The following is a 24,625-nucleotide window of genomic DNA, read 5'->3' as shown; positions in this document are numbered from 1 at the left end:
AATAAAGACAGGGAGTATGAGCGCATGAAAGATGTACCAGCGCTGGATATAAAAGAACTGCACAAAACATTTGGACAAAATGAAGTTTTAAAGGGCATCTCATTGGAAGCCCACAAAGGGGACGTAATTTCCATTATCGGCTCATCCGGTTCAGGAAAAAGTACTTTTCTAAGATGTATCAATCTTCTTGAAACACCTACTGCTGGTGAAATTTGGGTTAACGGGGAATTAATCCAGATGAAAAACAATCGCCAAGGGGAGGCTGTTCCTGCCAATGAAAGACAGGTGCAACGAATTCGTTCCAGACTTGCTATGGTTTTCCAAGGGTTCAACCTTTGGTCACATATGACAGTCATGGAAAACGTCATTGAAGCTCCGGTTCACGTGTTAGGCGTGCCTAAAGCACAAGCGATCGAAAATGCAGAGCTGCTGCTTAAAAAAGTAGGGCTATATGAACGCAAAGATTATTATCCAGGTCATCTATCGGGCGGTCAGCAGCAGCGAGCAGCCATTGCACGCGCACTTGCCGTAGACCCAGAAGTGATGCTGTTCGATGAGCCGACATCGGCACTCGACCCTGAGTTAGTCGGTGAAGTTTTAGGCGTAATGCGCGACCTAGCAGAAGAGGGACGCACCATGCTAGTGGTCACTCATGAAATGGCGTTCGCGCGCGATGTTTCTAACCATGTGATGTTTTTGCATCAGGGATTGGTTGAGGAACAAGGCGACCCTGCGAAGCTATTTACAAACCCTGATTCTGAGCGTTTAAAGCAATTTATCTCATCAATTTACTAATAGCCGTTTAGCGGCAGACAAACACACATAAGTTACATATAAAAATCACAATCACAGGAGTATGGAAATGAAAAAGTGGTTATTAGCAGCAACACTGGCAGCTACCGCTGTGACTGGCGCAGTACAAGCGAAAGAATGGAATGAAGTTCGCTTCGGTATTGAAGGTGCTTACCCTCCATTTAGCTGGACAGAAGCCGATGGTTCACTGAAAGGTTTTGACGTAGATATGGCAAACGCTCTATGTCAGGAAATGGCAGTGAAATGTAAGATCGTTGCTCAAGACTGGGATGGCATCATTCCTTCACTACTAGCACGTAAATACGATGCCATCATCGCAGCAATGTCTATTACCGAAGAGCGTAAGAAGAAAGTTGACTTCACTGGTAAATACGCACTTATCCCTAACAAGTTTATTGCTAAGAAAGGTGCAGGCCTTGATTTTGACAACCTAAGTGGTCAGAAGATTGCTGTGCAGCGTGCGACAACTCACGACAAATACCTAACGGATAACTACGGCGACAAAGTAGAAATCGTTCGTTACGGTTCTTTCGATGAAGCTTACCTTGACCTTGCAAACGGTCGTGTAGCGGCAGTTCTTGGTGATGCTTCTGCTCTTGAAGAAGGTGTACTGAACAAAGCGGGTGGTGAAGGGTACGAATTCGTAGGCCCATCGCTAACTGACCCTAAATGGTTCGGTGAAGGTTTTGGTATCGCACTTCGCAAGCAAGATAAAGATCTGACCAAGAAGCTAGACCAAGCCATCCTATCTTTACGCGAGAAGGGTGTTTATCAAGAAATCGCGGCTAAATACTTCAACTACGACGTTTACGGTCAGTAATCGTTGCTAAACGACCGTTGGTTCTTGTTCCTAGGAGTAGTAGCCAACGGTCGATTTCTATAAAGTTTAGGGACCAGGAACTTACCTATGCTGGATTTACAAGGATATGAAGCCTCTATTATGAAAGGGGCCGTAGTGACCATAGAAGTCGCTCTGTTGTCATTATTGCTGGCTATGATTCTAGGTATGCTAGGTGCATTAGCCAAAATGGCCCCTTATCGCTGGGCTCGAGCAATAGCCACTCTATACACCACGGTGATTCGTGGTATTCCCGACTTAGTTCTCATGATGTTGATCTTCTTTGGTGGACAAATTCTTCTCAACAACAGTTTGTACTCCATCAACGAAACACTAAACGAATGGTTTGCGGCAAGTGACCCAAGTCATGAGTGGACGTCATATTTACCAGATTACATTGATGTCAGCCCATTTGTGGCCGGCGTTCTCACTATCGGATTCATTTTCGGCGCCTATATGGCAGAAACGTTCCGTGGTGCCATCATGGCAGTTGACTCCGGTGAACTTGAAGCTGCCAAAGCGTACGGTATGAGCTCTGTATTGGCTTTCCGTCGTATTCTTTTACCGCAAATGATTCGTCACGCCTTGCCAGGATTTGGTAACAACTGGCTCGTTTTGCTCAAGACAACGGCACTTGTGTCAATTATCGGTCTTGAGGATATGGTTCGTATGAGCTCACTGGCTGCTGGTTCGACGAAAATGCCATTTACCTTCTACATGGCGGTAGCGATTATTTTCTTATTCTTTACCAGTGTTTCAACGGGCTTCTTAAAGCTGGTAGAGCGCAAATTCAGTATTCATGCGAGGTAAAGAATGGATTTTTCACTGATTTTAGATAGTTTCCCCATCTATCTTGATGGATTAATGACCACCGCCTGGTTGGTTGGTGTGGCTTTGATTATTGGATTGATTGTGGCGATTCCACTTGGGGTGGCACGCAACAGTCATAATGTCCTAATAAACGGACCGAGCTGGGCTTTCATCTATTTTTTCCGTGGCACACCGTTACTGGTTCAACTTTACCTAATTTACTATGGTATGGACCAGTTTTTCCCAGTCAAAGACACCTTATGGGAGAACGCTTGGTTCTGTGCATTGGTCGCTTTTGTGCTTAATACTTCAGCATATACTGCTGAGATTATCCGCGGCGCAATCAATGGTCTGCCTAAGGGTGAAGTGGAAGCGGCTAAAGCTTATGGCATGAGTGCGTTTATGACTTATCGCCGCATCATTTTGCCAAGTGCTTTACGTCGTGCCCTTCCTGCCTATAGTAATGAAGTGATCTTTATGCTTCATGGTAGTGCCGTTGCTGGTATCGTGACGATCGTCGATTTAACTGGTGCAGCGCGTTTGGTTAACTCTCGCTACTATGCCCCGTTTGAATCTTTCCTAACAGCTGGAATGTTCTACATGGCGTTAACCTTTATTATCTTAGGCTGCTTTAAGTACGCTGAGAAACGCTTCTTAGCCTACTTGAGACCATTAAGCTAATGACAGAAAAACGGCACCGAAAGGTGCCGTTTTTATTTGAGTTCGGGTTTCGCCGTGATGTGCCGGCGTGTAACACAGAACGTTAACTGAGAATGATCAGTATCGTACCAGCCAGAGTCATCAAAATATTGGCTATCGCATAAGTGCCGGCATAGCCTAAGGCAGGGATGGTTGACTTGGCATAATCATTAACGATATCCATCGCCGGTGCGCAGGTTCTGGCACCAATAATGGCACCAAACAGAAGTGCGCGGTTCATTTTTAGAATGTAGGCGCCAACCAAATAAGCCAGTACAACGGGGACGACACTGACTAGGAAGGCGAGGCCAATTACTTGAACCCCAACCTGAGAAAGATGCTCGAACATCTTACCACCCGCACTCAGACCAATTCCGACCATAAAGAACATCAAGCCTAGGTCTTTGACTATATTTAGCGCCCCTTGCGGTACGTAGCCAAATGTTGGGTGGTTAGCACGCAAGAAACCGAGTGTGATACCCGAAAGAAGCAATCCTACGGCGTTACCGAGACCAAACGAGACTTGACCGAATGTCATGGTGATTAAACCAAACATAATGCCGAGAATGAAGAAGCTACAAAACGCGAGTAAATCAGCCATCTGGCTGTGGATTGAGATAAAACCGATTTTTTCAGCTAAGCCGTGGACACGACTTTTCTCACCACTGACCTGAAGCACATCACCTTTCGTCAAAACGATATTTAAATCCATCGGCATTTCAATCTGAGCACGAACCACGCGGTTTAGGAAACAGCCGTATTCGGAAAGATTCAAATCAGAAAGACGTTTGCCGGCAATCGCATCACTCTTTACGACGATCTCTTCTTCGACGATACGCAAGTCTAGCAAGTTGCGATCGAAGACTTCTTTACCGTTGCGGAAGCTAGGATCGAGCCGGGCGTGACTATCTGGGAAGCCCACGAGAGCAATCTCATCCCCTTCTTGCAAAATAGCGTCACCATCAGGATGGGCGAGGATACCATTACGGCGAATACGCTCAATGTAGCAACCGGTTTGACGATAAAGACCGAGTTCTCGTAAGTTCTTACCGTCAATCCAGTTAATCAACTCTTGACCAACGCGGTAAGCACGAATAATTGGCAAGTAAACTTTGCGCTGACCAGACCCCCCTAAACCGCGTTCCTGCGCAATTTGTTGAGCTGAGTCGGAAAGGTTCTGCTTTTGCAGTTTTGGCAGAAGCTTGGCAAACATGATCATACTGATCAAGCCGATCAGATAAGCCATCGCATAGCCGACAGAAAGGTTTTCGATCACCTGAGCAAAGTCCATATTTCTTGGTGTGGTCGCTAAACCAGAATTGAGTGCGTCTTGGGCACCTACCAACACAGGCGTTGAAGTCAGGGCTCCCGCCATCATGCCTGCTGATAGACCGAAATCTAATCCCAGATGATGGCTGGCAAAATAGGTGATCGAAAGGGCAGTGGACAGCACTACCATACTCAAAATGAAGTAATGCTTACCGTCTCTGAAAAAAATACCGAAGAAGTTAGGGCCTGCTTCAATACCAACACAGTAGATAAACAACATAAATCCGATAGTTAATGCGTCAGCATTAAAGGTAAAACCGAGGTGTCCCATGATGAGCGATGTAATCAACACACCAATGGAGTTGCCCAATTGAAGGCTTCCAAAGCGGATTTTACCAATACCTAAGCCTATCGCTAGGACAACGAAAATAAGAAGAATGGGGTTCTGTTCGAGCAAGGTTACGATGTCAATGTTCACGGGCAATTCTTGTGTTGGTGCCGGGCAGTAAGTGATGTCAGCGAATTGTATCTGAATATTGCCAAAAGATAAGTGAAAATTTTGACAATTTATTGTTGAGTAGAGTTAAGAACAATATGACTGCGGTTGCAAACAGAATAGAAACAAAAAAAACCGCGTTAGACGCGGCTTTTTAAAAACGGATTTATTACTCGGCGAATAGGCCTAGGTGTTCTTTAGCGTATGCCTCGAAGTCATCGCAACCACCGATGTGCTCTTGGTCGATGAAGATTTGTGGCACAGTCTCAACAGGTTTACCTACGGTTTTTTCTAGGTCTGCTTTAGAGATACCCTCTGCGTGGATATCAACGTAGCGGTAGTTGAAGTCATCGCGCTGTGCTTTTAGTGTTTCTGCGTGCTCTTTTGCGCGAACACAGTATGGGCAAGCTGGGCGACCAAAGATAACTACGAACATATTCTCTTTCTCCTGTAATTTGTTAACTGCAACTATGCCCGATCCAATGGCGGAAATAAAGTGGCATTTACCTGTTGTTTCAATAGGTGAAATCTATCGAACAAAAATTGAACCCAGTCAGTTATATTTAGCTATGAAACCTGTGCTTTGTGTCGATAAAGCCATATATTTTTTAAGGTTAATTGCTACAAATTGCACTTGGTCAAATTAATTAGTGGCAAATCGGTGCAATCTCATTGGGCCGGTGTGACAGGGAGAGGCCGAACATGTTTCAATTTATGACCTCCACGCGAATCATCTTTGGTGAAGGTGCACTGCAGTCATCATTGTCTGTACTGAATCAATTTGGTTACAGCGTACTCTTAGTAACAAGTAAAAATCTCAGTAGAGCCTCTCCCGTTATTCAATATCTCAGTTCTCAAAACATGCGCTATCAGCATGTTGCCATCCGTGGTGAGCCCAACATTACAATGGTAGAAGAGACCGCATTAGTCGGTCGTAAATTTAGGCCAGACATGGTGGTCGCGATGGGCGGAGGGAGTGTTCTCGATATGGGCAAGGCACTTGCCGCTATCATTCCTAACCAAGGTGATGTGTATGACTATGTTGAGGTCGTGGGACGCAATGTTCCACTCAAGTCGAAGCCTATTCCATTCATTGCGATACCAACTACCGCCAGTACCGGCTCGGAAGTGACGCGAAATGCAGTACTTCGATCAGGGCAAGACAAGGTTAAGGTAAGCTTACGAAGCCCCGATATGTTAGCTGATGTGGCAATTGTCGACCCTACTTTGACTTATGGTACCGATGTTGAAACGTCAGCTCGGGGAGCAATGGACGCCTTCACTCATCTGATGGAAGCCTATGTATGTGGGCAGCCAAATCCGCTGACCGATATGATCTGTGAAGAGGGGTTGCGCAGATTAAGTAACTCTATCCTTGCTGCCTGCTTAAACGATCAACATTCCGCTCGATCGGATCTTTCGTTTGCTGCTATGCTGGGCGGCATGGCGGTCACCAATGCCAAACTGGGTGCGGCACATGGATTGGCATCCGCTTTGGGCGGCAAACTCAATGCCCCTCATAGTATTATCACCGCCCGTCTCGCGCCCTACGTGATGTTGGAGAATATTCATGCCGCAGAACGTGCGGGACGAGATGATGTGTTGGATCGCTACGCTAAGATAGCGAGTATTGTCTCTGGGCGTGTCAATGCTTGCCGCGAAGATTCGGTATTATGGGTCAACATGATGCTTGATCGGTTAGGTTTACCAAAACTCGACCAGTTTGGAGTTTGTACAACATCATTCGAAAGTGTTGCTGAAGATGCGTTAAAGTCAGTGGCAATAAGAGGCAATCCTCTTCCGCTGACCAAAGAACGTTTGATGCATATCCTACAACAGGTATGTCAGTGCGATGGTTCCTGCCAAGAGGAGAGACCATTTGAACACCAGTGTGAAGCCAGTGTGGTCAGGCTAGGTGGAGATAAACTGGATGAGGGACGTTTGCAAAACAGCTAACAAAAAACGGAGCGTTAAACGCTCCGTTTCTAGTTAAAATTGTGACAGCTTGTCGTATCGAGAATCTTTCAATACGTCTTTAACGCGTTTGAGGTTTTCACGGAAACCAGAACCACGACGCAGTGTAAAACCGGTTGCCAAAACATCAATCACGGTCATTTGAACCACGCGGCTTGCCATTGGCATGTAGACATCGGTGTCTTCTGGGACATCTAGTGAAATAGACAAAGAGCTGGCTTTATCTAACGGCGAGTCCTTAGCCGTAATGGCGATTACCGTCGCCCCATTTTCACGTGCAAGGTTCGCGATCTCGACTTGGCTTTTAGTTCGACCAGTGTGAGAAACCAGTACGATCACATCATTGTCAGTGCAGTTAATACAGCTCATACGCTGCATAACGATATCTTCAAAACAGGTGATTGGGATATTGAAACGGATAAACTTGTTTTGAGCATCTTTTGCTACTGCTGATGATGCACCCAATCCGAAAAATGAAATGCGCTTCGCCTGAGTCAGAAGATCAACTGCACGGTTAATTTGCATTGGGTCAAGGCTGTTTTTGGCTACGTCTAAACACGCCATAGTAGATTCAAAAATCTTATGCGTGTAGGCGTCTGGACCATCATCTTCCTCAACATTGCGGTTTACATAAGGTGTTCCGTTAGCAAGGCTTTGTGCTAAGTGAAGCTTAAAATCAGGGAAACCTTTAGTGTCCAAGCGACGACAAAAACGGTTAACCGTTGGCTCACTTACGTCAGCCATCTTAGCCAGTGTAGCAATACTAGAATGAATCGCAGTCTGAGGGGAGGCCATGATAACTTCGGCGACCTTACGCTCTGACTTACTAAAGTTTTCTAGATTTTTTTGAATTTTTTCTAATGTATTCATAGTGTTCACGAGGGTATAGAGAACAACTTACCAGATATACCCGTAATTAATGATAGGAAACAACCAGTTTCCCAAAAGGTAAGTGCAATCCGGCGCCATGCGACCAGTATAAACCTAAGCCAAAGGTTTACGGCAATATTTCTATCTGTCAATTGGCTATTATATGACAAGCCTCAAACTAAATTTTGTCTAAACTACAGAAATCACATCCTGAGCGAAAAAAACAAAATCTGAAGCCTATGTTGATAGGGAAATTACACTTTTCCAGAAAGAAAGTTTCAGTTTACGGCTAATGATTAACGATTTCTGTACATAGCTCATCAATCCTAGCCATCAAGTTAGGTACTTGAGTCGCGATAACTCTTTGCTCCTCAAGAACGGAACTAAGAATATCCCTTACGGTGAGTGGGTTAGCGAGCACCACACGAAAAACGATCGTGTTAAGGTGATTCCACTGTTCAGGGTTAAGGCGTGTTCGTGAGACAAATGATTTGCCTGTTTCACGTTGACGCTTCTGAATGAACATGGTCAATTCGTTAAGCAATTCATTGAGCTGCTCAGTTTGTTTACCCGTTGAGAGCTTGAGTGCAGCTTTGACATGCGCGGGTAAATATCGATAAGTAAGCAGACATAGTTCAGGCTCAGAAACAAGTTCGAAGTCCTGTTGCTGATGGATAAGATCGGCGAAGTAGCGAGCTTTTTCGATACTTTGGTCAATGAGCAGCTCATAACCTGGGCGGCTGATAATATGCATTGCGGCATACACCAGCATCGCCATTCCGGAGCGAGAGCCTTCCAATGTATGGCTGCCAAGATCTTTGGAACCTTTACGCAAAATGTACTGTGCGTGGTGTTCAATAGACTTCATCGCATCAGGTTGTTTGAACAGAACCATGCCGGCGCCCATTGGGATGTATAGCTGTTTGTGTGCGTCGATGGTGACAGAGTCTGCTAATTCAACGCCATCCAATAAGTGTCTATAATTGTTAGACATCAATGTCGCTCCCCCCCACGCTGCATCAACGTGGAAGTGACACTCTTCTTTTTTACAGATCTCAGCGATGGCGCGTAACGGGTCGATGTTGCCAGTTTCAGTGGTTCCTGCGACCCCAATTACCGCAAACGGTTTGATGTTCTGCGCTTTAAGTTCGATGATCTTCTGTTGTAAGGCCGCTGGGCAAATTCGGTTGTTGCTGTCAGTTTTAACCGCAACCAATCCCTCTTGACCGATGCCCAATACATCCGCCGCTTTTTTCAGTGAGTAGTGACCGCGTTCAGACACCAAGACAGCTAGCCCTTCGTAGCCATAATGCTTCATGGCTTTGAATAGACCTTCTTTCTCAACGCCTTTGAAAGAGCCTTGCGCTCTTAGAGCGTTGTTACGTGCGACCCAAAGAGCCGTAATATTCGCTATTGTACCACCTGAGCAAAACGCGCCCAGAGAGTGGTTTGCGCTATGCATCCATTGTGCGTAGAAGTGGTCATCTTGCCCGTAAATCAGACGATGCAACATGCCAAGGACTTGACGTTCCAGTGGCGTGAAGGCTTTTGAAGTCTCAATCTTTACCAAGTTTTGGTTGAGAGCAATCATGATTTTCGACAGTGGCATGAGAAAGTAGGGCAGTGCCGACGTCATATGACCGATAAAGCTAGGCGCCGAAGTATGGACAGAGTGGGAAACTAACGTATCCAGCAGGTGCTGAGTGTGGTCGGAGACAAATTCAGGTTGCTCAGGTATAGAAGCTCGAGAGAAGTCTTTTTCGATGTCTCGCAGCGGTTTTTCTTCTGTTACGATATGTTCACGCAGAAACTTATTCAAGTTGCGTGAAAGCTCTTCGTCGATTTTGGTTAGCGTTGAGTCAGGCCCTTCAGGTACTGTGAAAATTCGGAGTAAGCTCTCGAAACTCACATCAGCCGTTTTTTGTTCCGGTATCATACAGCTTCATTGCTCTAATCGTTCTTGTTGCAAGCGGGACAATCTAAACGAAAACGGGAACAATGTCCCGTCTTAATTAAAGATTGTTGGTGTTTGGTGGGGCTAAGCACTGAGATGATGCCAAAGCCCCTGCAATAGCTGTGACTATTGGCAATTGATGGCTTCTAGATTCTTGATTGATTCATTGTAGCGTTTAAGGGCTGAATCAATTTTGGTTGGATGGCTGAGTAGATCAGCGAAAGCAGAACGAAGCTGGTAGTTTTTCTCATGTGGCGTCGCTTGGCGATCTGCGAAAGTGATCTGAGCAAGTTGTCCAAGTTCGTCGCTGCGAGAGGCGAGTACCTTAATATCTTTCTGTTCGAGCTGTAACCATGCTTCGACAGGTTGAGCGGTTGCAACTTTTGTAGGATCTTCTTTAAGGTAGTAATGAACTGCTGCTCGATTGAGTTCGAAGTGGTTTTTACGCCCTTTAAGGAACCATTCGCTGACTTCTTTCAACTCTGGGTACTGCTCAGCGGTAAGCTGAGATAAATCTTCATACCAGTGCAGAGAAGCGTCAATGTACGCATCATATTTTTGTGACATGCAGGAGTTGTCTGCGGCTGCGGCTATTGTTGAGGTGGCGGCGAGTAGCAGTGCAGCAATCGTACGTTTCATAATGATTCCTTTTGAAGATAATTATTATACTAATATTTTCTAATTTAGTGCTTTCTAAAATTAATGGCTTGTAAGCGGCCAATATAAATAACTTTCTTGTCGATTCCTGCGATCTAGCCTGCAAGTGAGACAAAGAAAAGCATCAAAATGGGCACGAGAAGGCTAAGAATAAATCCACTTACGATAGCAATGGGTACACAGCGAATCCCACCGGTTGTCTGAATCACTGGTAGCGTAAAGTCCATCGCGGTTGCCCCGGCATAACCAATCGAAGTACACGGACGGGTTCTAATAAACAAAGGGATCAGAACTAACGCAATCAGCTCACGTAAGAGCTCTATCATGAATGACGCCCCACCATACACTGGACCAAAAGCATCACCCATCAAAATACCGGCTAAAGAGTACCAGCCAAAACCAGATGCCATAGCGAGGCCACGATAGAGGTCGATATCGAGGATCAGAGCCGAAATAACACCGCCGATCATAGAGCTTGCGACTATGGTCAATGCGATGACCATGCCCTGCTTGTTAAGAAGAATTTGGCGCAGAGTGAGGCCGCTATTTCGCAGTTGGATGCCAATAAAAAATAGCAGTAAAAAGAGAATCCATTCGCTTGCAGTGTCAACCCAGCTAAGATCGATTGACAGCATAAGGCCGATGACCAGTCCACCGCCGACAACCAAAATCAGTTTGGCAGATTCCATCGCCATAGCAGAAAGCGGCAACTTGGTATTACTGGCATCGGTATGAATGGGTAGCCATTTGTCGAACAATGGCAGTACCGCCAAGTTCGCTAAACTTAGACAGGTAAAAAACACCGCCGTCGTCTTTAGAATCAATTGGAGGTTCTGACCGAGATTATCCAGTGCCGCTAAACTCAAGCCCATTAGCGCCAGAATGACGTAAATAAGGTTTGATGTTGTGGCGTTGATTTTATCTAGGAGTGACTTTTTAGATATAGAAATGAAGTACCCCACCACAAGTGGGGCAAAGATAAATAACATCCCTGAAAACATGATACTTCCTGTTCGTGGTTACAAACCACTTGCGCTAATAAGTTCATCTATTTGAGTATTGAACTCAATATCACTTAAATTACTGAGTTTGTACAGTATATCCGCGCCTGTTACATCAAATTCTACAGTGTGTTCATCTATGTGCTCGTCTTGACGACGGAACATTAGTATATGATTAGCAATTCTAGCGATATCAAGGTAAGTCACTGCTAGGTCAGTTTTTGTTTTGGTTTGGTTTGAGGCAACTTCTAGGAAGTCATTGTCAAAGCCCCAGCTTTCAAGAACTAGCGAACTTGCGTTAGAACACTGACGATCGAACACCTGAAAAGCAATCTCTTCGTCAAGGTAATTTCCTTGCTCTAGGTAGCTATGATATTCGCTAATAATGCAGAATAAGCCGATATCGGCGAGCAAACCTGCCAGAAGTGCCTTGTCAGTTTCGATATGTTGATATCTTGGTGATTCTGATTCTTTAAATCCACGAGCAACGAGAACCATAGTGGCGGCAAGCTCTCGTGAGTTTGCAGCGCTCTGCACCAGCATTCTGTTGCATGAAGGGCTTAGGTTGATCGAATGCTTTAGCTGCTCAATTGCCTGAGCAGTCACTATGTCACGTACGCGTAAAATGCCCAAACGAGATACCGCGGTAACTAAGTCGGTGCAAGTGATATTGCGGCGATTAAAAATGACTGAGTTAGCGACGCGAATAACGATGGCTGCGAGGCCAGGATCTTCCAACAAACTATCAGCGACGTCAGCAATACCTGTGGAGTCTTGCGAACATAATTGCTGGATCTTTAATACGACATCAGGGATAGGAGGCAGTGATATCTTCCGCGATTTGATTGAGTGTTCAATAAGAACTGAAAACTCAGATTCGATGCCTTTAATTAAAAGCTCATTATTCTGCGGTAGCCAATAAAATGATAGGTGATTCATAAGTGCTAGAAGGTTGGTTTGTCCTACGCAGTGTAGCTTTTTCCTACGCACTTTGGCAAACAATAGATTACTTATATTGATAGGTTTTGTGACACTGGATATTGTGAAATCTATGCTACTCAAAGGACGTAAAGTACTAAATTGTGACACTTAATCCAGAATTAACCCTTTCTCATGCAATTGATGTGACGCATGCCCAGACTTATTTCGTTTCGTTAACTATCATTCTTGTTGTTATCACTCTAGCTCAAACAAAAAAATTAACTGCTCGAGTGTGTTTTTATCTTTCGCTTATAACTGCTGCTATCTGGTGATTACTACTAATCGGGGTTTTTGATTGAGGATCAATGGATATGACAGAGCAACAATTTATTCAATATGTTAAGAAATTTGGTGACTTCCAGAAGCGATCAATGTTTGGTGGTACTGGGTTATTCAAAGACGACGCAATGTTCGCTCTTCTTAGCGCGAATAAAATTTTCATCCGTGGTGCTGAAGCACTCGACGAAGAGTTAAGAGCTCTTAATTGCGAGAAGTATCGCCACGTTAAAAAACAGACGACAGCGACCGTTAACTACTACGACATTACCTCACTTTTTGTTGATAACTTTGAACGTGTCGAAGAGTTAGTCGAGCAATCCATCAAGTGTTCTGTATCACAACGTAAATACAAACGTTCTTCTGCTAATCGTCGCCTTAGAGATTTACCTAATATGCAGTTGACGCTAGAGCGCATGGTTAAAAAAGCCGGCGTGGAAGATGTTGATACCTTCCTAGAACTCGGTGCAGCAGCAGTATTTAGCCGTGTCAAAGAAGCTTATGGCAGTGATGTAGATGTCAAGCTACTGTGGAAGTTTGCCGGTGCAGTCGAAGGGGTTCATTGGAAACTGATTCAGGAACCACGCAAGCGTCAATTATTGGCTAACTGCCACTAGATTAATCGTCACTTTAAGTGTTCGCTCAAAGCAAATGGATTTGCATAAAAAACCGAGGCAGTGCCTCGGTTTTTTAACAATTACGTTCTATTAGAATTTAAAACGTGTAGTGAACATTAGCTGATCACCGTAGAAGTCATTGATACGCGCTTCAGCACCTAGAGAGAATAGCTCTGTAGAGTGGAATCGTGCGTAGGCTGAACCAATCCACTTGTCGTCATTATCAATTGAGACATAGCCACCTTTACCACCTACTTCTAGTTGTGGACCTAACCACTGGCGGATACCTAAATTCAGTTCCATACCTGTGTTGGTTCCGCGACTGTAACCGTTACGGCCCTGATCACCTGTGTCAACAAGGCGAAGAAGCATTTCACCAGTAAAGTCGGCCCAGTTATTGATTGGAGCATGGAAACCGAAGCCTGCTGCTGCGTCGTAGTCACCTTCGAACTCAGAGTCCACTCGACCTAAAACGTGAGCGTTAGGGTGGATTGACTTACTCATTGCCGTACCGAAAGTTACAGGACTAGCACCGATACGAGCTTCTAAGTAGTCATAACTGAAGTTACTCATGACCGCAGGGCTATTTGGATCGGTTTGAGCAAATGATTGACCGGATGCAAGCACTAAAGCTGCAGCTAAGATTGTTTTACGCATATGGACGATAAACCTATATCTTGTTAATTTCCTTGGCCTTTAGCGACACAAGCGCTATGACATTAATTACGACATGATAATGCATCATAGCAATGGTCACTATAAAAATGTCATTGTTTTGTCGTTATTTATACCTATAAGCAATCTGTGTGCCATAAATGATTATTTATTCACCAAATTCGAGGCGATTTTTAGCCATAGCTTCAAACACTCTTTCAGTATCTAAAGCCGACGCCCAAGGCATCAAGTTAGATTCGTTGTCGATGATATAGGTAGTCAACTGGTCTTTAATCACTTTGCGTAGCTCATCACCACGCCAAGGTTTAGCAATGTAAAAATCTAGGCAGGAGTGATTGATTGCTTCAACGGTGTCTTCCAAACCCGCTTGTCCGGTTAGGAGCAACTTGCGCGTGGCCTTGGTTTGAGGGTCATCATTCAACTCGATAAGAAATTGGATGCCCGTTTGCTCAGGCATGATGTGGTCACACAAGATCAGCGCCAGTTTTACGTCTTCTTGCTGTGCTTCATGGATGATATCCTTAGCCTCTTTTACCGACTCAGCCGGTTCGAGTATAAAGTGCTCTTCGAAGCAGTCTAAGTCTTGAATGACGCTGTCCAATACTTCTCGTTCATCATCGACACATAAGATTAGGTATTTGTTCATTCGGGACTCCTTGGCGAAATAGCCAGTTGACGGCAGGGTAGCCAAACTGACATTGACGTAAATTGGTTTTCAACAGACTCGACCTCAATTCTACCGCCGTGCTGATGGACAATTTGCTGGCAGACAGATAATCCAATACCCAAGCCAAAATTGCCTTCTTTCTTGGTGGTAAAGTTGAGGTCGAACATTTGTTTCTTAACAGAGTGGGGGATACCACAGCCGTTATCGGTAAATGTCACCACAACCCAGTCTTGATCTGCGTTGTGGGTATTTTGGGTCTCAATCCTCAATACACCTTGTTGGGGAAAAGCATCAATGGCATTGGAAATGAGGTTGGTCCAGACTTGCTGTAATGCAATCGGTAGGCATTGAATGGTCGGAATGTCAGCATAATGACGCTCAACTGAATGAAATTTGAGTTTGTTCTCAAAAATGGTCAGTGTGTCTTCGATGCCTTCGCGAATATCAGCGAGATGAAAGCGCTCGTCGTCTGGTCGCGCGTACCCTTTGAGGCTTTTAACCATGTCTGCGATTCTTCCAGCACAAACATTAATGGAGCGCAGCGTCGAACCCGCCAGATAGTAATCTTCTAACTTTTCTAGTTGCTCTAAGGCTCGTTCAGGATCCTTTTGTGCAAGATCGTGCCAATTGGTTTGTGTCTCTAAACCGAGTTTGACCAGTTTTTTAGCGATTCTTCGGTGGTTGACTAAAGCTTCAACATCGCGAACGATGGCTCGTTCGGTTGCGGTTGAACGCGGGCGTTGAGTCAGCCCTTGTTTGAGGACTGAGATACCTTCGAGCCCAATGTCATCAATCGAATGAACGTCGACCAGATGTTGCATCTTTTCGGTCAATAGGTCGGTGCCGCGCAGTATTGCTGCAACTGGATTGTTGAGTTCGTGGGCGACGCCTGCGACGAGTTGCCCCAACATTGCCATCTTCTCACGTTCAATGAGTTGCTGGTGGGCAAGCTCTAAGGATTCAAGCGTTTTTTGTAACTCTAATTTAGTGTTAATGCTGCGCTGTAGTCGGCGGTTAAAGTGGCGAAGCAGCAAGTTAGTAAAGAGTGGTAACAGCGTCATATTGGAGTGCATGACCTTACCAAACACTTCTCGATCTAACTTAATAACTTCAGTCTGTGAGAGTGTGACTGCGGTTGAGAATGAAGGTTCTCCGGTCACAAAAGACATACCACCGACAATATTTCCCTGTGAGTGTCTAACCACTTCTCTTTGTCGGCCAATATCATCTTTTTTATACAGGGCAACTTGACCTTTGGTTATGAACCATAGGAACTGGTTCTCTTCACCTTCTTTGGTCAGTAAGTGGTCCGGTGAATAGGTTCTTATCGCCCGACTTTCATCTTGATCGGCAAAGAATTCCAGCAGTGCGGTGGTGACCTGTTGGGCTAATTGTTGATCGGAAAGGCTATGATGATCGGTAATAAAACCTTCTCGATAGCTGCGCATCTTCTGTTCGATGTGGGCACGTAGCAGTCGATGCTGATCGAGCACCATACTATACGCGAGTAAGTTATCTTTATCGTTTTGTAGAATAAAGGTCGTCAGTTCTTTCTGCGCGATTTGGTGAACGAGATTGTCTTGCAACGGTTTGGTTAAGCAGTGGTCTAACCGACCATCATTCACCGCTGACAAGATAGCCTGTATATCCTGTCCGCAACTGATTAAGATTTTACGTGCTCGTTGGGTGTGACTGTTTTTGTCGAGCTGGATAAGAAAGTCAGCGCCGTTGAAGTTTTCATGGTGGCTAGCAATGACAAGTGCGACGGTTTGGTTCTGCTCTAGGCAATACTCAAGCGCTGCGTGAGCCTCGTCGAGTGAGTCGGCGGTATGCAGGTCGAATTTGGCAGAAAGAGGGCTGAGTTCACGCCTCAACTGCTCGATACTAATTGGGTTGTTATCTAAACACAGTACGGCAAAATGATTCACGAGTAAGCTACAATTTGAAAATCCACAGAGATAACTGTATCAAGGTTGAAAAAAATGTATTGAGAGCTAGGTATGAGAATTTCTGATGTTTTTAATAGAAAGCCAATACTCTGATTTATCTCAATGTTTTTTCGTGTAGACTGGATGAAATCGAAGTTTAAGAAATTTATACCATGGAACTTAAAAAAATTGCTGCCATAGGCGGTGCTGTTGTACTTGGATTATGTTGGCCACTTGCTGTCGGTCAGATTGGACAAGCCGTTATTAGTGATGGTATCGCTCACCTTAATAGTGATTCCATAAAAGCAGAAATCGTAGAGTATGACAGAGGCTACTTGTCATCTACGGTAAAAACTCGCTATACGGTTTTTGATCCAACGTTGGCTGAGCAGCTTGCCGTCGATGGTTTGCCAATCGAGGTTGTGCTCACTAGTCATGTAAGCCATGGTTTATTTAATCTTAAAGCGGAATCGGTCATAGATAACCAGCCGGAACTGCCATTGACTTTAAACACAGTCACTCAACTCAACGGCAATACCGATTACGTCTTATCAATGGCCAACTGGAATCAGGTTTCTGAGGGTCCGGATGGGGTTATTGTTTCTGTGACCGCATCAACGCTGAAAGGGCATATCAGCGTATTGGGTGATTTAACCTATCAGTTAAGTGTTCCGTCGGTAGAGGTTGACTTCAATTCCGGTGAAAAAGTGCTGTTTTCTGGATTATCGGGTCAAGGTGAAGGAAAGAAAATTAACAGCTTTTGGATTGGCGAACAGACGCTAAAAGTGGCAGCAGCGTCTATCCTAGATGTGGATCAGTCGCCGCTATTTAGCCTTAGCGACAGCCAGTATACTTTCACAAGCTCATTTGACGACGTGAAAAAAACGGTCAGCAGCCAACATGTTGTCGATTTAAGAGATCTAGTGACTGTCGATGGTGATGTGGATAGCGTGTCAATTGACCTAGCGTTTGGCGGCTTAGATAGCGTTGCTTTTGAGCATTTGATCAATCTCTATCAGAACAACCCAATGCCAACCAATGAGGACATTGATGCCGCGGTACCATATGTGGAAAGTTTATTCTCAAAAGGTTTTTACCTTGCAATGAACAAAATGGCAGTTAAGTTAGGCGATGAGAGTGAATTTGAGTCTAAATGGCAGATAACTGTTCCTCAAGGGACTGACAAGGTTACACAGAATCCAGCCATGATTTTGCCTGCGCTAACTGGCGATCTAGACACCTTCTTTTCTAATGGTTTAGTTACTCAATACCCATTTATACAGCAAGGCATTGATGAAGCGATGGTGATGGAACTGATTAAAGAAACCGACCAGGGCTACCAGATTAAAGCGGAGCTGAAAGAAGGTAATTTAGTGTTCGCTAACGGGCAGCAAATTCCTCTAATGGCGTTGCTTCTACCCGCATTGATGACGCCGTAATTGCAAAATTTAATTGCTTAGAGAGAAAAGAGGTCTTAAGACCTCTTTTCTTGCTTTTTATCAAGCAAAAAACATGGTATTAATCGATCAATCTCTTATAGAAGCATATGCAAGGAAAGTATAGATGAGCAAGGTTTTCAACTTTAGCGCAGGCCCCGCAGCACTGCCTAAAGAGGTGATGGAAAAAGCACAACAAGAATTTGTCGATTGGAATGACCTAGGTACGTCGGTGATGGAAATCAGTCACCGTAGTAAAGAGTTCATCAAGGTTGCGGAAGAGGCCGAACAGGATCTCCGCGATTTGCTAAACATTCCTAACAACTACAAAGTTCTTTTCTGCCAAGGTGGAGCACGAGCGCAGTTTGCTGCCGTACCACTGAACTTGCTAGGTGAAGCCAACAAAGCGACCTACATTGATGCTGGTTACTGGGCTGAGAGCGCTATCGATGAAGCGCAAAAGTACTGCCAAGTTGATACTTTTGTGGCGAAAACAGACATTGACGGTAAAACGGCGGTGTTGCCTGCTTCTGAATGGCAAATCGCTCCTGATGCAGCATATGTTCATTTCTGTCCAAATGAAACTATCGATGGTATAGAAATCAGTGACTTACCAACAACAGACAAGCCAATTGTTGCCGATATGTCATCGAATATTCTTTCGCGCCAAATCGATGTCTCTAAGTATGGGGTTATCTATGCAGGCGCACAGAAAAACATCGGCCCTGCTGGTATCTGTATTGCCATCGTTCGTGATGACTTGTTAGAGCTAGCGAGCAACGTCGTTCCGAGCTTTATGAATTACAAAGTATTGGCGGAAAAAGATTCGATGTTTAATACGCCTCCAACCTATGCTTGGTACTTGTCTGGCTTGGTTTTCAAATGGCTGAAAGAGCAGGGCGGTGTGGCTGAAGTCGAAAAAGTAAACCAAGAGAAGGCGGCGCTGCTTTACAATCAAATCGATGGTTCAGATTTCTACATTAACAATGTGCATCCGAACAACCGCTCGCGTATGAATGTTCCTTTCCAGCTAGCTAAGCCAGAGCTTGACGGGCTGTTTTTGCAGCAGGCAGCCGAGCGCGGAATGGTGGCACTCAAAGGTCACCGAGTTGCGGGTGGAATGCGTGCTTCTATCTACAATGCTATGCCATTAGAAGGTGTCCAGGCATTGGTAGACTTTATGCAAGAGTTTGAAGCTGAAAACGCTTAATCGAAAATAAATAAAGGGCCTAACGAATCGACGTTAGGCCCTTTTTGTATCTGGAAACTGCTGTTAGCGGCGTTTTGGCTTACGTCCTGCTGGTGGCTTACCCGCGTGACTTGCCGCAGGCTTACCGCCGCGGTTGCTATTCGGTTTGCTATCCGGTTTACCATTGCGTTTTGGCGCGGAACCACCTTTATGATTCGCTGATTGGCCTTTGCCTTGTCCACGTTGCTCGCCTTGCAGTTTTTCAAAGCCAGGTTGGCTCTTGGTATGCTTAGTGGCAAAACGTTGTGAACCGTGTCGACCTGACTTACGGCGCTGAGCTGGGGTTTTAGCCTCGATATCTTCCTCTGGTACCAGACAACCTGGTTTGTCACCAATCAGGTGCTTTTTACCCATGTTGACGAGTGCTTCACGAATCAATGGCCAGTTTGCTGGATCATGATAGCGTAGCAATGCTTTGTGGAGACGACGTTGACGTTCACCTTTAGCGACAGGAACCTCTTCACGCTTTTTGTATTTAACGCGTTTTAGTGGGTTGGTCTCTGAGTAGTACATAGACGTCGCATTACACATCGGCGATGGATAGAAGTTTTGTACTTGATCACATTCAAAGTTGTTCTTTTTCAGCCATAGCGCGAGATTCAGCATGTCTTCGTCTTCCGTGCCAGGGTGTGCAGAAATAAAGTACGGGATAAGGTATTGTTTTTTACCTGCTTCTGCACTGTATTTCTCAAACATCTCTTTGAAACGGTCATAGGCTCCCATGCCTGGCTTCATCATCAAATCCAGCGGACCTTTTTCGGTGTGTTCTGGAGCGATTTTCAGATAACCACCGACGTGATGGGTCACCAGCTCACGCACATATTCAGGCGATTCAATCGCAAGATCATAACGAACGCCCGACGCGATCATGACCTTGTTGATGCCTTGAACTTTGCGGGCAGCACGGTAGAGATCAATCGTGTGTTTATGGTCGGTATTCAGTTTGTTACAGATACCAGGGAAAACACATGACGGGCGACGACAATTCGCTTCCGCTTTCGGATCACTACAACCTAGGCGATACATGTTGGCCGTTGGCCCGCCAAGGTCGGAGATTGTGCCAGTAAATCCAGGAACTTTGTCGCGAATTTCCTCTAACTCGTTAAGAATCGATTCTTGTGAACGGTTCTGAATAATTCGACCTTCGTGTTCGGTGATAGAACAGAATGAACAGCCGCCAAAACAGCCTCGCATGATGTTTACCGAGGTTTTAATCATATCGTAGGCTGGAATCTTCGCTTTGCCGTACATTGGGTGCGGAACGCGTGCGTAAGGCAGCCCAAACACGTAATCCATTTCTTCCGTTGTAAGTGGAATTGGCGCCTGGTTGACCCAAAGTTCGCGATCACCATGGCGTTGAATCAATGCACGACCCGAATACGGGTTGGTTTCAAGGTGCATGATTCGACTGGCATGAGCGTAAAGAATACGGTCATTGTTGAGTTTCTCGAACGGTGGGATACGTACCGCTGTCGTAGCTGCATCGTGACGAGATGGTCGGATCGTAATCGGCTTGGCTTCAGACTCTTGCGCCTTTGCCTTAGTATCACATTGTTCCTCAACCGCATAAGGGTTAGGCGGAATAAAGGCTTCTTTGCGCGGCTTCTCGATACGCGAAGAGTCGATCACTGTGTAACCTTCTGGCTCTGCAGGAAGGCTGACGGCAGTACCACGAATGTTGGTCATGCTGGTGATCTCTTCACCATCCGCTAGTCGATGTGCGACTTCGACCAAAGCACGTTCTGCGTTACCAAACAACAGGATGTCTGCTTTAGCGTCAAATAGGACAGAACGGCGTACTTTGTCAGACCAGTAATCATAATGCGCGAGGCGACGCAGACTGGCTTCGATTCCGCCCAGTACGATAGGTACCCCTTTGTAGGCCTCACGACAGCGCTGCGAGTAGACGAGTGTCGCGCGGTCTGGGCGTTTGCCACCTTCGTTGTTTGGTGTGTAGGCGTCATCATGGCGCAGCTTACGATCAGCAGTATAACGGTTGATCATCGAATCCATGTTGCCAGCAGTGATACCAAAAAATAGATTTGGTTTACCAAGAGCAGTGAAGGCATCTTTATTGTGCCACTCTGGTTGAGCGATAATACCGACTCGAAACCCTTGGGCTTCAAGAAGACGGCCAATAATCGCCATACCAAAGCTTGGGTGGTCGACGTACGCATCACCCGTTACGATGATAATGTCACAGCTGTCCCATCCTAGGGCATCCATTTCCTTACGATTGGTCGGCAGAAATGGCGCAGTGCCAAAGCATTCTGCCCAATATTTTTTGTGCTCGTGAATAGGAGTGATATTGCTGTACATATTTTGCTCTCAGTGCCAAGGAGCGCGAATTATAGCGACTTGAAGGGCGACTATCTACCTCATTATAACTAAGTCTATTTAGCTACCGCGGACGAGGATTTTCTTGATCGGGAACTGATTGACTAAAGTGTTATCTCATCAACGTATTGTTTATACAACTCAGCCGAACCAGTTGGTATCTCATTGTTGTCGCTTTCATTCAGCTCGCGAAACGCCTTAACTTAAAAGTGATAGCAGAGGGTGTAGAAGCCCAACAAGATTTGTGTCGGGTATATCGACCGGCCAAGCATGAATCTGCATTTGACATCAAACATGGGTACCGACCATGAGTCTACTAAGGAGCATGCATACTGGAACAAACCTGCTAACCGAATTATGTTGCCCGTTATCAGCGAAATTGATTGGCATACCCCACAATCCAAGGTAGCGAGTCTCGTCAAACAAAACAGGCCGTTCCCTTGGTGTTTAGTTGATGAGTATGGTCATTTTAAAGGTTTAGTTGGCCCGCTAGCCGCGCTTAGTTGCCTTGCTAATAATAAATCTGTCACTTAGTTGAGTTTGTTCTAACTTTAATATTAGGGATTGCTCAACGATAGGATGAGTCTATGTACAGGGAGTTAGGCTCCGTACGTGATTTTAAGGCAAACGAGCAGACAACGAGTACGCAACTAGAATGGCAGTGGGATACTGAGCATCATCAACTGCAAATTGATGAAGATTTGTGTCGCCAACTGCTGAATTCAGACCTTCCTACTTTAACGGGCAACGTACTACTGCCGTGCATGAGCTATCACGATCAAACGGAGCTGTTAGAGCTATTGGCTCAGGCATGTAAATACCAGAGCAAACATCGTTTTTGTTGTTGTTTACAACTTAGTGATGACCAGTGTTGCTATGCGGAGTTAAGTTTTCGTGGTGAAAGCCACAGGCTTGTAACTGGAACCCTGACTCCGTTACTGTTTGTTCATGCGACGACATCAACGTTAAGTGCTCTATTTGAACAACTGTTTAATAACCCTCATCACGGTGTCGTTTTGGCAGACGAACAGCGCAACATCGTGGTGTGCAATGATTACTTCCTAGAACATGCCAGTTACAGTAACCAACAATTGGTTGGTCGACCAATGGATCTGCTAAATTCGGACAAGCACAGCGGTAGCTTTTATCAGAAGATATGGCAGCAAGTTGACAAGGAGGGCAGTTGGTCTGGTGTCGTTCTTATTCAATCATCTCATGGTAAAACCTACCCTCAAGACTTAACTTTACAGAAAATTATCCTTGTCGAGGGAATATTCTATCTTGGCGTATACCTTGACCTTTCCAACAATCTTTACCGGATTGCCGACGTTGAACTAGGTGGCGTTGAGTTGCTCACTCAATTGCCAACTGAAAAGCAGTTTGTTCGCGCCATTACCCAGCAATGGATGGAAAGTGCTGAACCCAATATCCATATGGTGGTCGCCTTTCGCCCAAGTTTTGGACCGGTTGATGATTTTGAACTCAAGTCGATGTTGTCTGAACATCTTACCAACAATAAGGTTGCTAAGTTTGTTGGCTATTTAGGTAGTAACCATTTCGTCGCTTGCTTAGAGTGTGACAAGGTCACGGGTCCAGCTCAGATACGGTTGATTCATCAGGCCATACGCCGCTTCTTTGCCTCTCTCAATCAGTCGGCAGGGAGAACCATACACAGTGCTATCATTAACGGTAGTGTCGGGGTTTCCGTATTGGGCCACGATACCCATAACCCCAAGTTGCTGGTCTCTCATGCCGTACAGGCGATGTTGGACCAAACCTCAGAGCAGCGCGGACAGATTACCTTCTACCATGGAGCTTTACACAAAGAGGTTTTACGCCGCAAAGAACTGGAAGAGTGGGCCGAGAAACTGATCCGTACGCAAAATATAGAAGTCTATTATCAGCCAATCATAGATGTAAAAAATTGGGATATTGTGAAGTTTGAGGCGCTTAGTCGTTTTAAAGCGAACAACGGTAAGATTCTCAATACGCAAGAAATGGTGATGATAGCGGAAGACCTTGATTTGGTTTCGGATCTAGATTGGTGCGTAGGTAAGAAAGCACTGCATGATTTGAATATTATTCAGGAACGTTTTGGTCACCAGCTAGGTGTAACCATTAATCGTTCGTTAAACACTAAGCTAGCAGTGGATGAAGTACTACGCAGTGCTGATTCTCTCATTCATCAATATGCGAATCGACCAGAGACGGTCACCATAGAATTAACGGAAAGTGCTTATTTCGATAGTGAATCTCGACAGTCATCGTTAATTAGAAATATACGTCAGAGAGGGGTGAGTGTTGCGATCGATGACTTCGGTACCGGTTACAGTTCTTTTGCTTACCTCAGTGATTGCAACTTCGATATTCTCAAGATTGACCGTGAGTTTGTTAAGGACCTTAAACATGGGACAAAAATTCTTTATTGTAAAAATGATCACCCAACTGGCACATACGCTGAATGTAAAAGTGGTAGCGGAGGGCGTTGAGACGCTTGATGAGCTGAAAGTGGTGTGCGGTTTAGGCGTGGACTATATCCAGGGGTACTTTTTCTCTAAACCATTGCCTTTAGAGCAATTAGAAAATGCATGGGGTTATTACGATAAACTGGAATCGTTCCTATCAAGCTCAGAGCACGCAAGGCAGTCTGGGATATTGAGTATCACTCAGATTCACATTCCGAGTCTTGCTCCCAATGACAATATCGAAAGGGCGAGAGCACTGTTGAACTCTGATCAATACCGAATCGATTTCATTCCTATTCTAAATCGGAAAATGTGCGTTGGGGTCGTTGGACGAGAAGAGCTCAATTACCATTTGTCACCGACATTAGGGACAAAACTTGAAACCAGTAAAGATTTGTCGATTTGCAAAAAAACACTCAACCGAGTGATGCGAACCAACCTCCATACTATTCGACATCATACACCACTTAGCGAGATTTCTAACATCATCAAATCGGGCATAAAACCCCCTTGGCTGGTGGTGAATGATTCGGGAGAGTATTTGGGCATTGTCACCAATCAAGACATTTTAAAACACTTCGCCAATGGCTAAAATTGTTCAGTCTGCTATTAT

The 24,625-nt window shown here is 45.1% G+C and carries 22 protein-coding genes; 11 read left to right on the top strand and 11 right to left on the bottom strand.

The features are described from left to right. Positions 1-24 precede the first annotated feature (24 nt). The 4 genes from QTN95_RS07970 to QTN95_RS07955 all read left to right on the top strand — a co-directional run bounded on the left by QTN95_RS07970 (position 25) and on the right by QTN95_RS07955 (position 3,142). Positions 25-795 (top strand): ABC transporter ATP-binding protein, encoded by a 771-nt coding sequence (locus QTN95_RS07970; protein WP_138973303.1) that lies wholly within the window; start codon positions 25-27, stop codon positions 793-795. Between the two features lie 67 nt (positions 796-862). Next, positions 863-1,633, top strand: a complete 771-nt coding sequence (locus tag QTN95_RS07965) for an ABC transporter substrate-binding protein (protein ID WP_331417070.1) — start codon at positions 863-865, stop codon at positions 1,631-1,633. 87 nt (positions 1,634-1,720) lie between these two features. Next, positions 1,721-2,461 carry an ABC transporter permease gene (locus QTN95_RS07960; protein WP_138973301.1) on the top strand — a complete coding sequence of 247 codons (741 nt, stop codon included), beginning with the start codon at positions 1,721-1,723 and terminating at the stop codon, positions 2,459-2,461. A gap of 3 nt (positions 2,462-2,464) precedes the next feature. Further along, positions 2,465-3,142 (top strand): ABC transporter permease, encoded by a 678-nt coding sequence (locus QTN95_RS07955; protein WP_138973300.1) that lies wholly within the window; start codon positions 2,465-2,467, stop codon positions 3,140-3,142. Positions 3,143-3,224: 82 nt separating this feature from the next. Here QTN95_RS07955 and QTN95_RS07950 read toward each other — a convergent pair whose 3' ends face one another. Together QTN95_RS07950 and QTN95_RS07945 are read right to left on the bottom strand one after the other, a co-directional pair. Beyond that, the gene (locus QTN95_RS07950; RefSeq protein WP_331417069.1) at positions 3,225-4,907 is read right to left on the bottom strand and encodes an aspartate:alanine antiporter; all 1,683 of its coding nucleotides are present in this window, start codon (positions 4,905-4,907) and stop codon (positions 3,225-3,227) included. 187 nt (positions 4,908-5,094) lie between these two features. Beyond that, positions 5,095-5,361 (bottom strand): GrxA family glutaredoxin, encoded by a 267-nt coding sequence (locus tag QTN95_RS07945; RefSeq protein WP_138973298.1) that lies wholly within the window; start codon positions 5,359-5,361, stop codon positions 5,095-5,097. A 266-nt stretch (positions 5,362-5,627) separates the two neighbouring features. On the opposite strand from QTN95_RS07945, the gene QTN95_RS07940 reads away from it, so the two are divergent. Further along, entirely contained in the window at positions 5,628-6,881 is a 1,254-nt protein-coding gene (locus QTN95_RS07940; RefSeq protein ID WP_331417068.1) for an iron-containing alcohol dehydrogenase, read from the top strand. 33 nt (positions 6,882-6,914) lie between these two features. On the opposite strand, the gene QTN95_RS07935 is transcribed toward QTN95_RS07940, so the two are convergent. The 5 genes from QTN95_RS07935 to QTN95_RS07915 form a co-directional block, all read right to left on the bottom strand. After that, positions 6,915-7,769, bottom strand: a complete 855-nt coding sequence (locus QTN95_RS07935; protein WP_331417067.1) for a MurR/RpiR family transcriptional regulator — start codon at positions 7,767-7,769, stop codon at positions 6,915-6,917. Positions 7,770-8,058: 289 nt separating this feature from the next. Continuing rightward, the gene (gene panP / locus QTN95_RS07930) at positions 8,059-9,705 is read right to left on the bottom strand and encodes a pyridoxal-dependent aspartate 1-decarboxylase PanP (RefSeq protein WP_331417066.1); all 1,647 of its coding nucleotides are present in this window, start codon (positions 9,703-9,705) and stop codon (positions 8,059-8,061) included. 144 nt (positions 9,706-9,849) lie between these two features. Beyond that, complete coding sequence (locus QTN95_RS07925) at positions 9,850-10,362, bottom strand: hypothetical protein (RefSeq protein WP_331417065.1); 513 nt, start codon at positions 10,360-10,362, stop codon at positions 9,850-9,852. A gap of 113 nt (positions 10,363-10,475) precedes the next feature. Then, positions 10,476-11,381, bottom strand: a complete 906-nt coding sequence (locus QTN95_RS07920) for a lysine exporter LysO family protein (protein WP_331417064.1) — start codon at positions 11,379-11,381, stop codon at positions 10,476-10,478. A gap of 18 nt (positions 11,382-11,399) precedes the next feature. Further along, positions 11,400-12,320: an HDOD domain-containing protein gene (locus QTN95_RS07915; RefSeq protein ID WP_331417063.1), complete on the bottom strand. Its 921-nt coding sequence runs from the start codon at positions 12,318-12,320 to the stop codon at positions 11,400-11,402. A 347-nt stretch (positions 12,321-12,667) separates the two neighbouring features. Between QTN95_RS07915 and QTN95_RS07910 the strand changes: the two genes are divergently transcribed. After that, a complete protein-coding gene (locus tag QTN95_RS07910; RefSeq protein ID WP_331417062.1) occupies positions 12,668-13,255 on the top strand; it encodes a TfoX/Sxy family DNA transformation protein in 588 nt (195 codons plus the stop codon). Between the two features lie 90 nt (positions 13,256-13,345). On the opposite strand, the gene QTN95_RS07905 is transcribed toward QTN95_RS07910, so the two are convergent. From QTN95_RS07905 to QTN95_RS07895, 3 genes are all read right to left on the bottom strand, one after another. Beyond that, positions 13,346-13,912: a hypothetical protein gene (locus tag QTN95_RS07905; protein ID WP_331417061.1), complete on the bottom strand. Its 567-nt coding sequence runs from the start codon at positions 13,910-13,912 to the stop codon at positions 13,346-13,348. Positions 13,913-14,078: 166 nt separating this feature from the next. After that, positions 14,079-14,576 carry a response regulator gene (locus QTN95_RS07900; protein WP_331417060.1) on the bottom strand — a complete coding sequence of 166 codons (498 nt, stop codon included), beginning with the start codon at positions 14,574-14,576 and terminating at the stop codon, positions 14,079-14,081. Continuing rightward, complete coding sequence (locus QTN95_RS07895) at positions 14,573-16,525, bottom strand: ATP-binding protein (protein ID WP_331417059.1); 1,953 nt, start codon at positions 16,523-16,525, stop codon at positions 14,573-14,575. The genes QTN95_RS07900 and QTN95_RS07895 overlap by 4 nt, the downstream gene beginning before the upstream one ends. A 173-nt stretch (positions 16,526-16,698) precedes the next feature. On the opposite strand from QTN95_RS07895, the gene QTN95_RS07890 reads away from it, so the two are divergent. Then, on the top strand, positions 16,699-17,964 hold the full coding sequence (locus QTN95_RS07890) for a DUF945 family protein (RefSeq protein WP_331417058.1): 1,266 nt from the start codon (positions 16,699-16,701) through the stop codon (positions 17,962-17,964). Between the two features lie 124 nt (positions 17,965-18,088). After that, on the top strand, positions 18,089-19,171 hold the full coding sequence (gene serC, locus QTN95_RS07885) for a 3-phosphoserine/phosphohydroxythreonine transaminase (protein ID WP_331417057.1): 1,083 nt from the start codon (positions 18,089-18,091) through the stop codon (positions 19,169-19,171). Between the two features lie 63 nt (positions 19,172-19,234). Here the strand turns inward: serC and QTN95_RS07880 are convergent, their stop codons facing one another. Further along, positions 19,235-21,529: a YgiQ family radical SAM protein gene (locus QTN95_RS07880; RefSeq protein ID WP_331417056.1), complete on the bottom strand. Its 2,295-nt coding sequence runs from the start codon at positions 21,527-21,529 to the stop codon at positions 19,235-19,237. 288 nt (positions 21,530-21,817) lie between these two features. Between QTN95_RS07880 and QTN95_RS07875 the strand changes: the two genes are divergently transcribed. Genes QTN95_RS07875 through QTN95_RS21245 form a run of 3 tightly spaced genes read left to right on the top strand, consistent with a single transcriptional unit; the run spans position 21,818 to position 24,604 of the window. Beyond that, positions 21,818-22,081, top strand: a complete 264-nt coding sequence (locus tag QTN95_RS07875; protein WP_331417055.1) for a hypothetical protein — start codon at positions 21,818-21,820, stop codon at positions 22,079-22,081. A gap of 53 nt (positions 22,082-22,134) precedes the next feature. Then, the gene (locus QTN95_RS07870; RefSeq protein WP_443088862.1) at positions 22,135-24,036 is read left to right on the top strand and encodes an EAL domain-containing protein; all 1,902 of its coding nucleotides are present in this window, start codon (positions 22,135-22,137) and stop codon (positions 24,034-24,036) included. Continuing rightward, positions 23,954-24,604 (top strand): CBS domain-containing protein, encoded by a 651-nt coding sequence (locus QTN95_RS21245; RefSeq protein WP_443088861.1) that lies wholly within the window; start codon positions 23,954-23,956, stop codon positions 24,602-24,604. Before QTN95_RS07870 ends, QTN95_RS21245 begins: the two co-directional genes overlap by 83 nt. Positions 24,605-24,625 lie beyond the last annotated feature (21 nt).

Source organism: Vibrio sp. M260112, assembly GCF_036533775.1.
Classification (GTDB): domain Bacteria; phylum Pseudomonadota; class Gammaproteobacteria; order Enterobacterales; family Vibrionaceae; genus Vibrio.
This window is presented reverse-complemented; position numbering and strand designations above follow the sequence as displayed.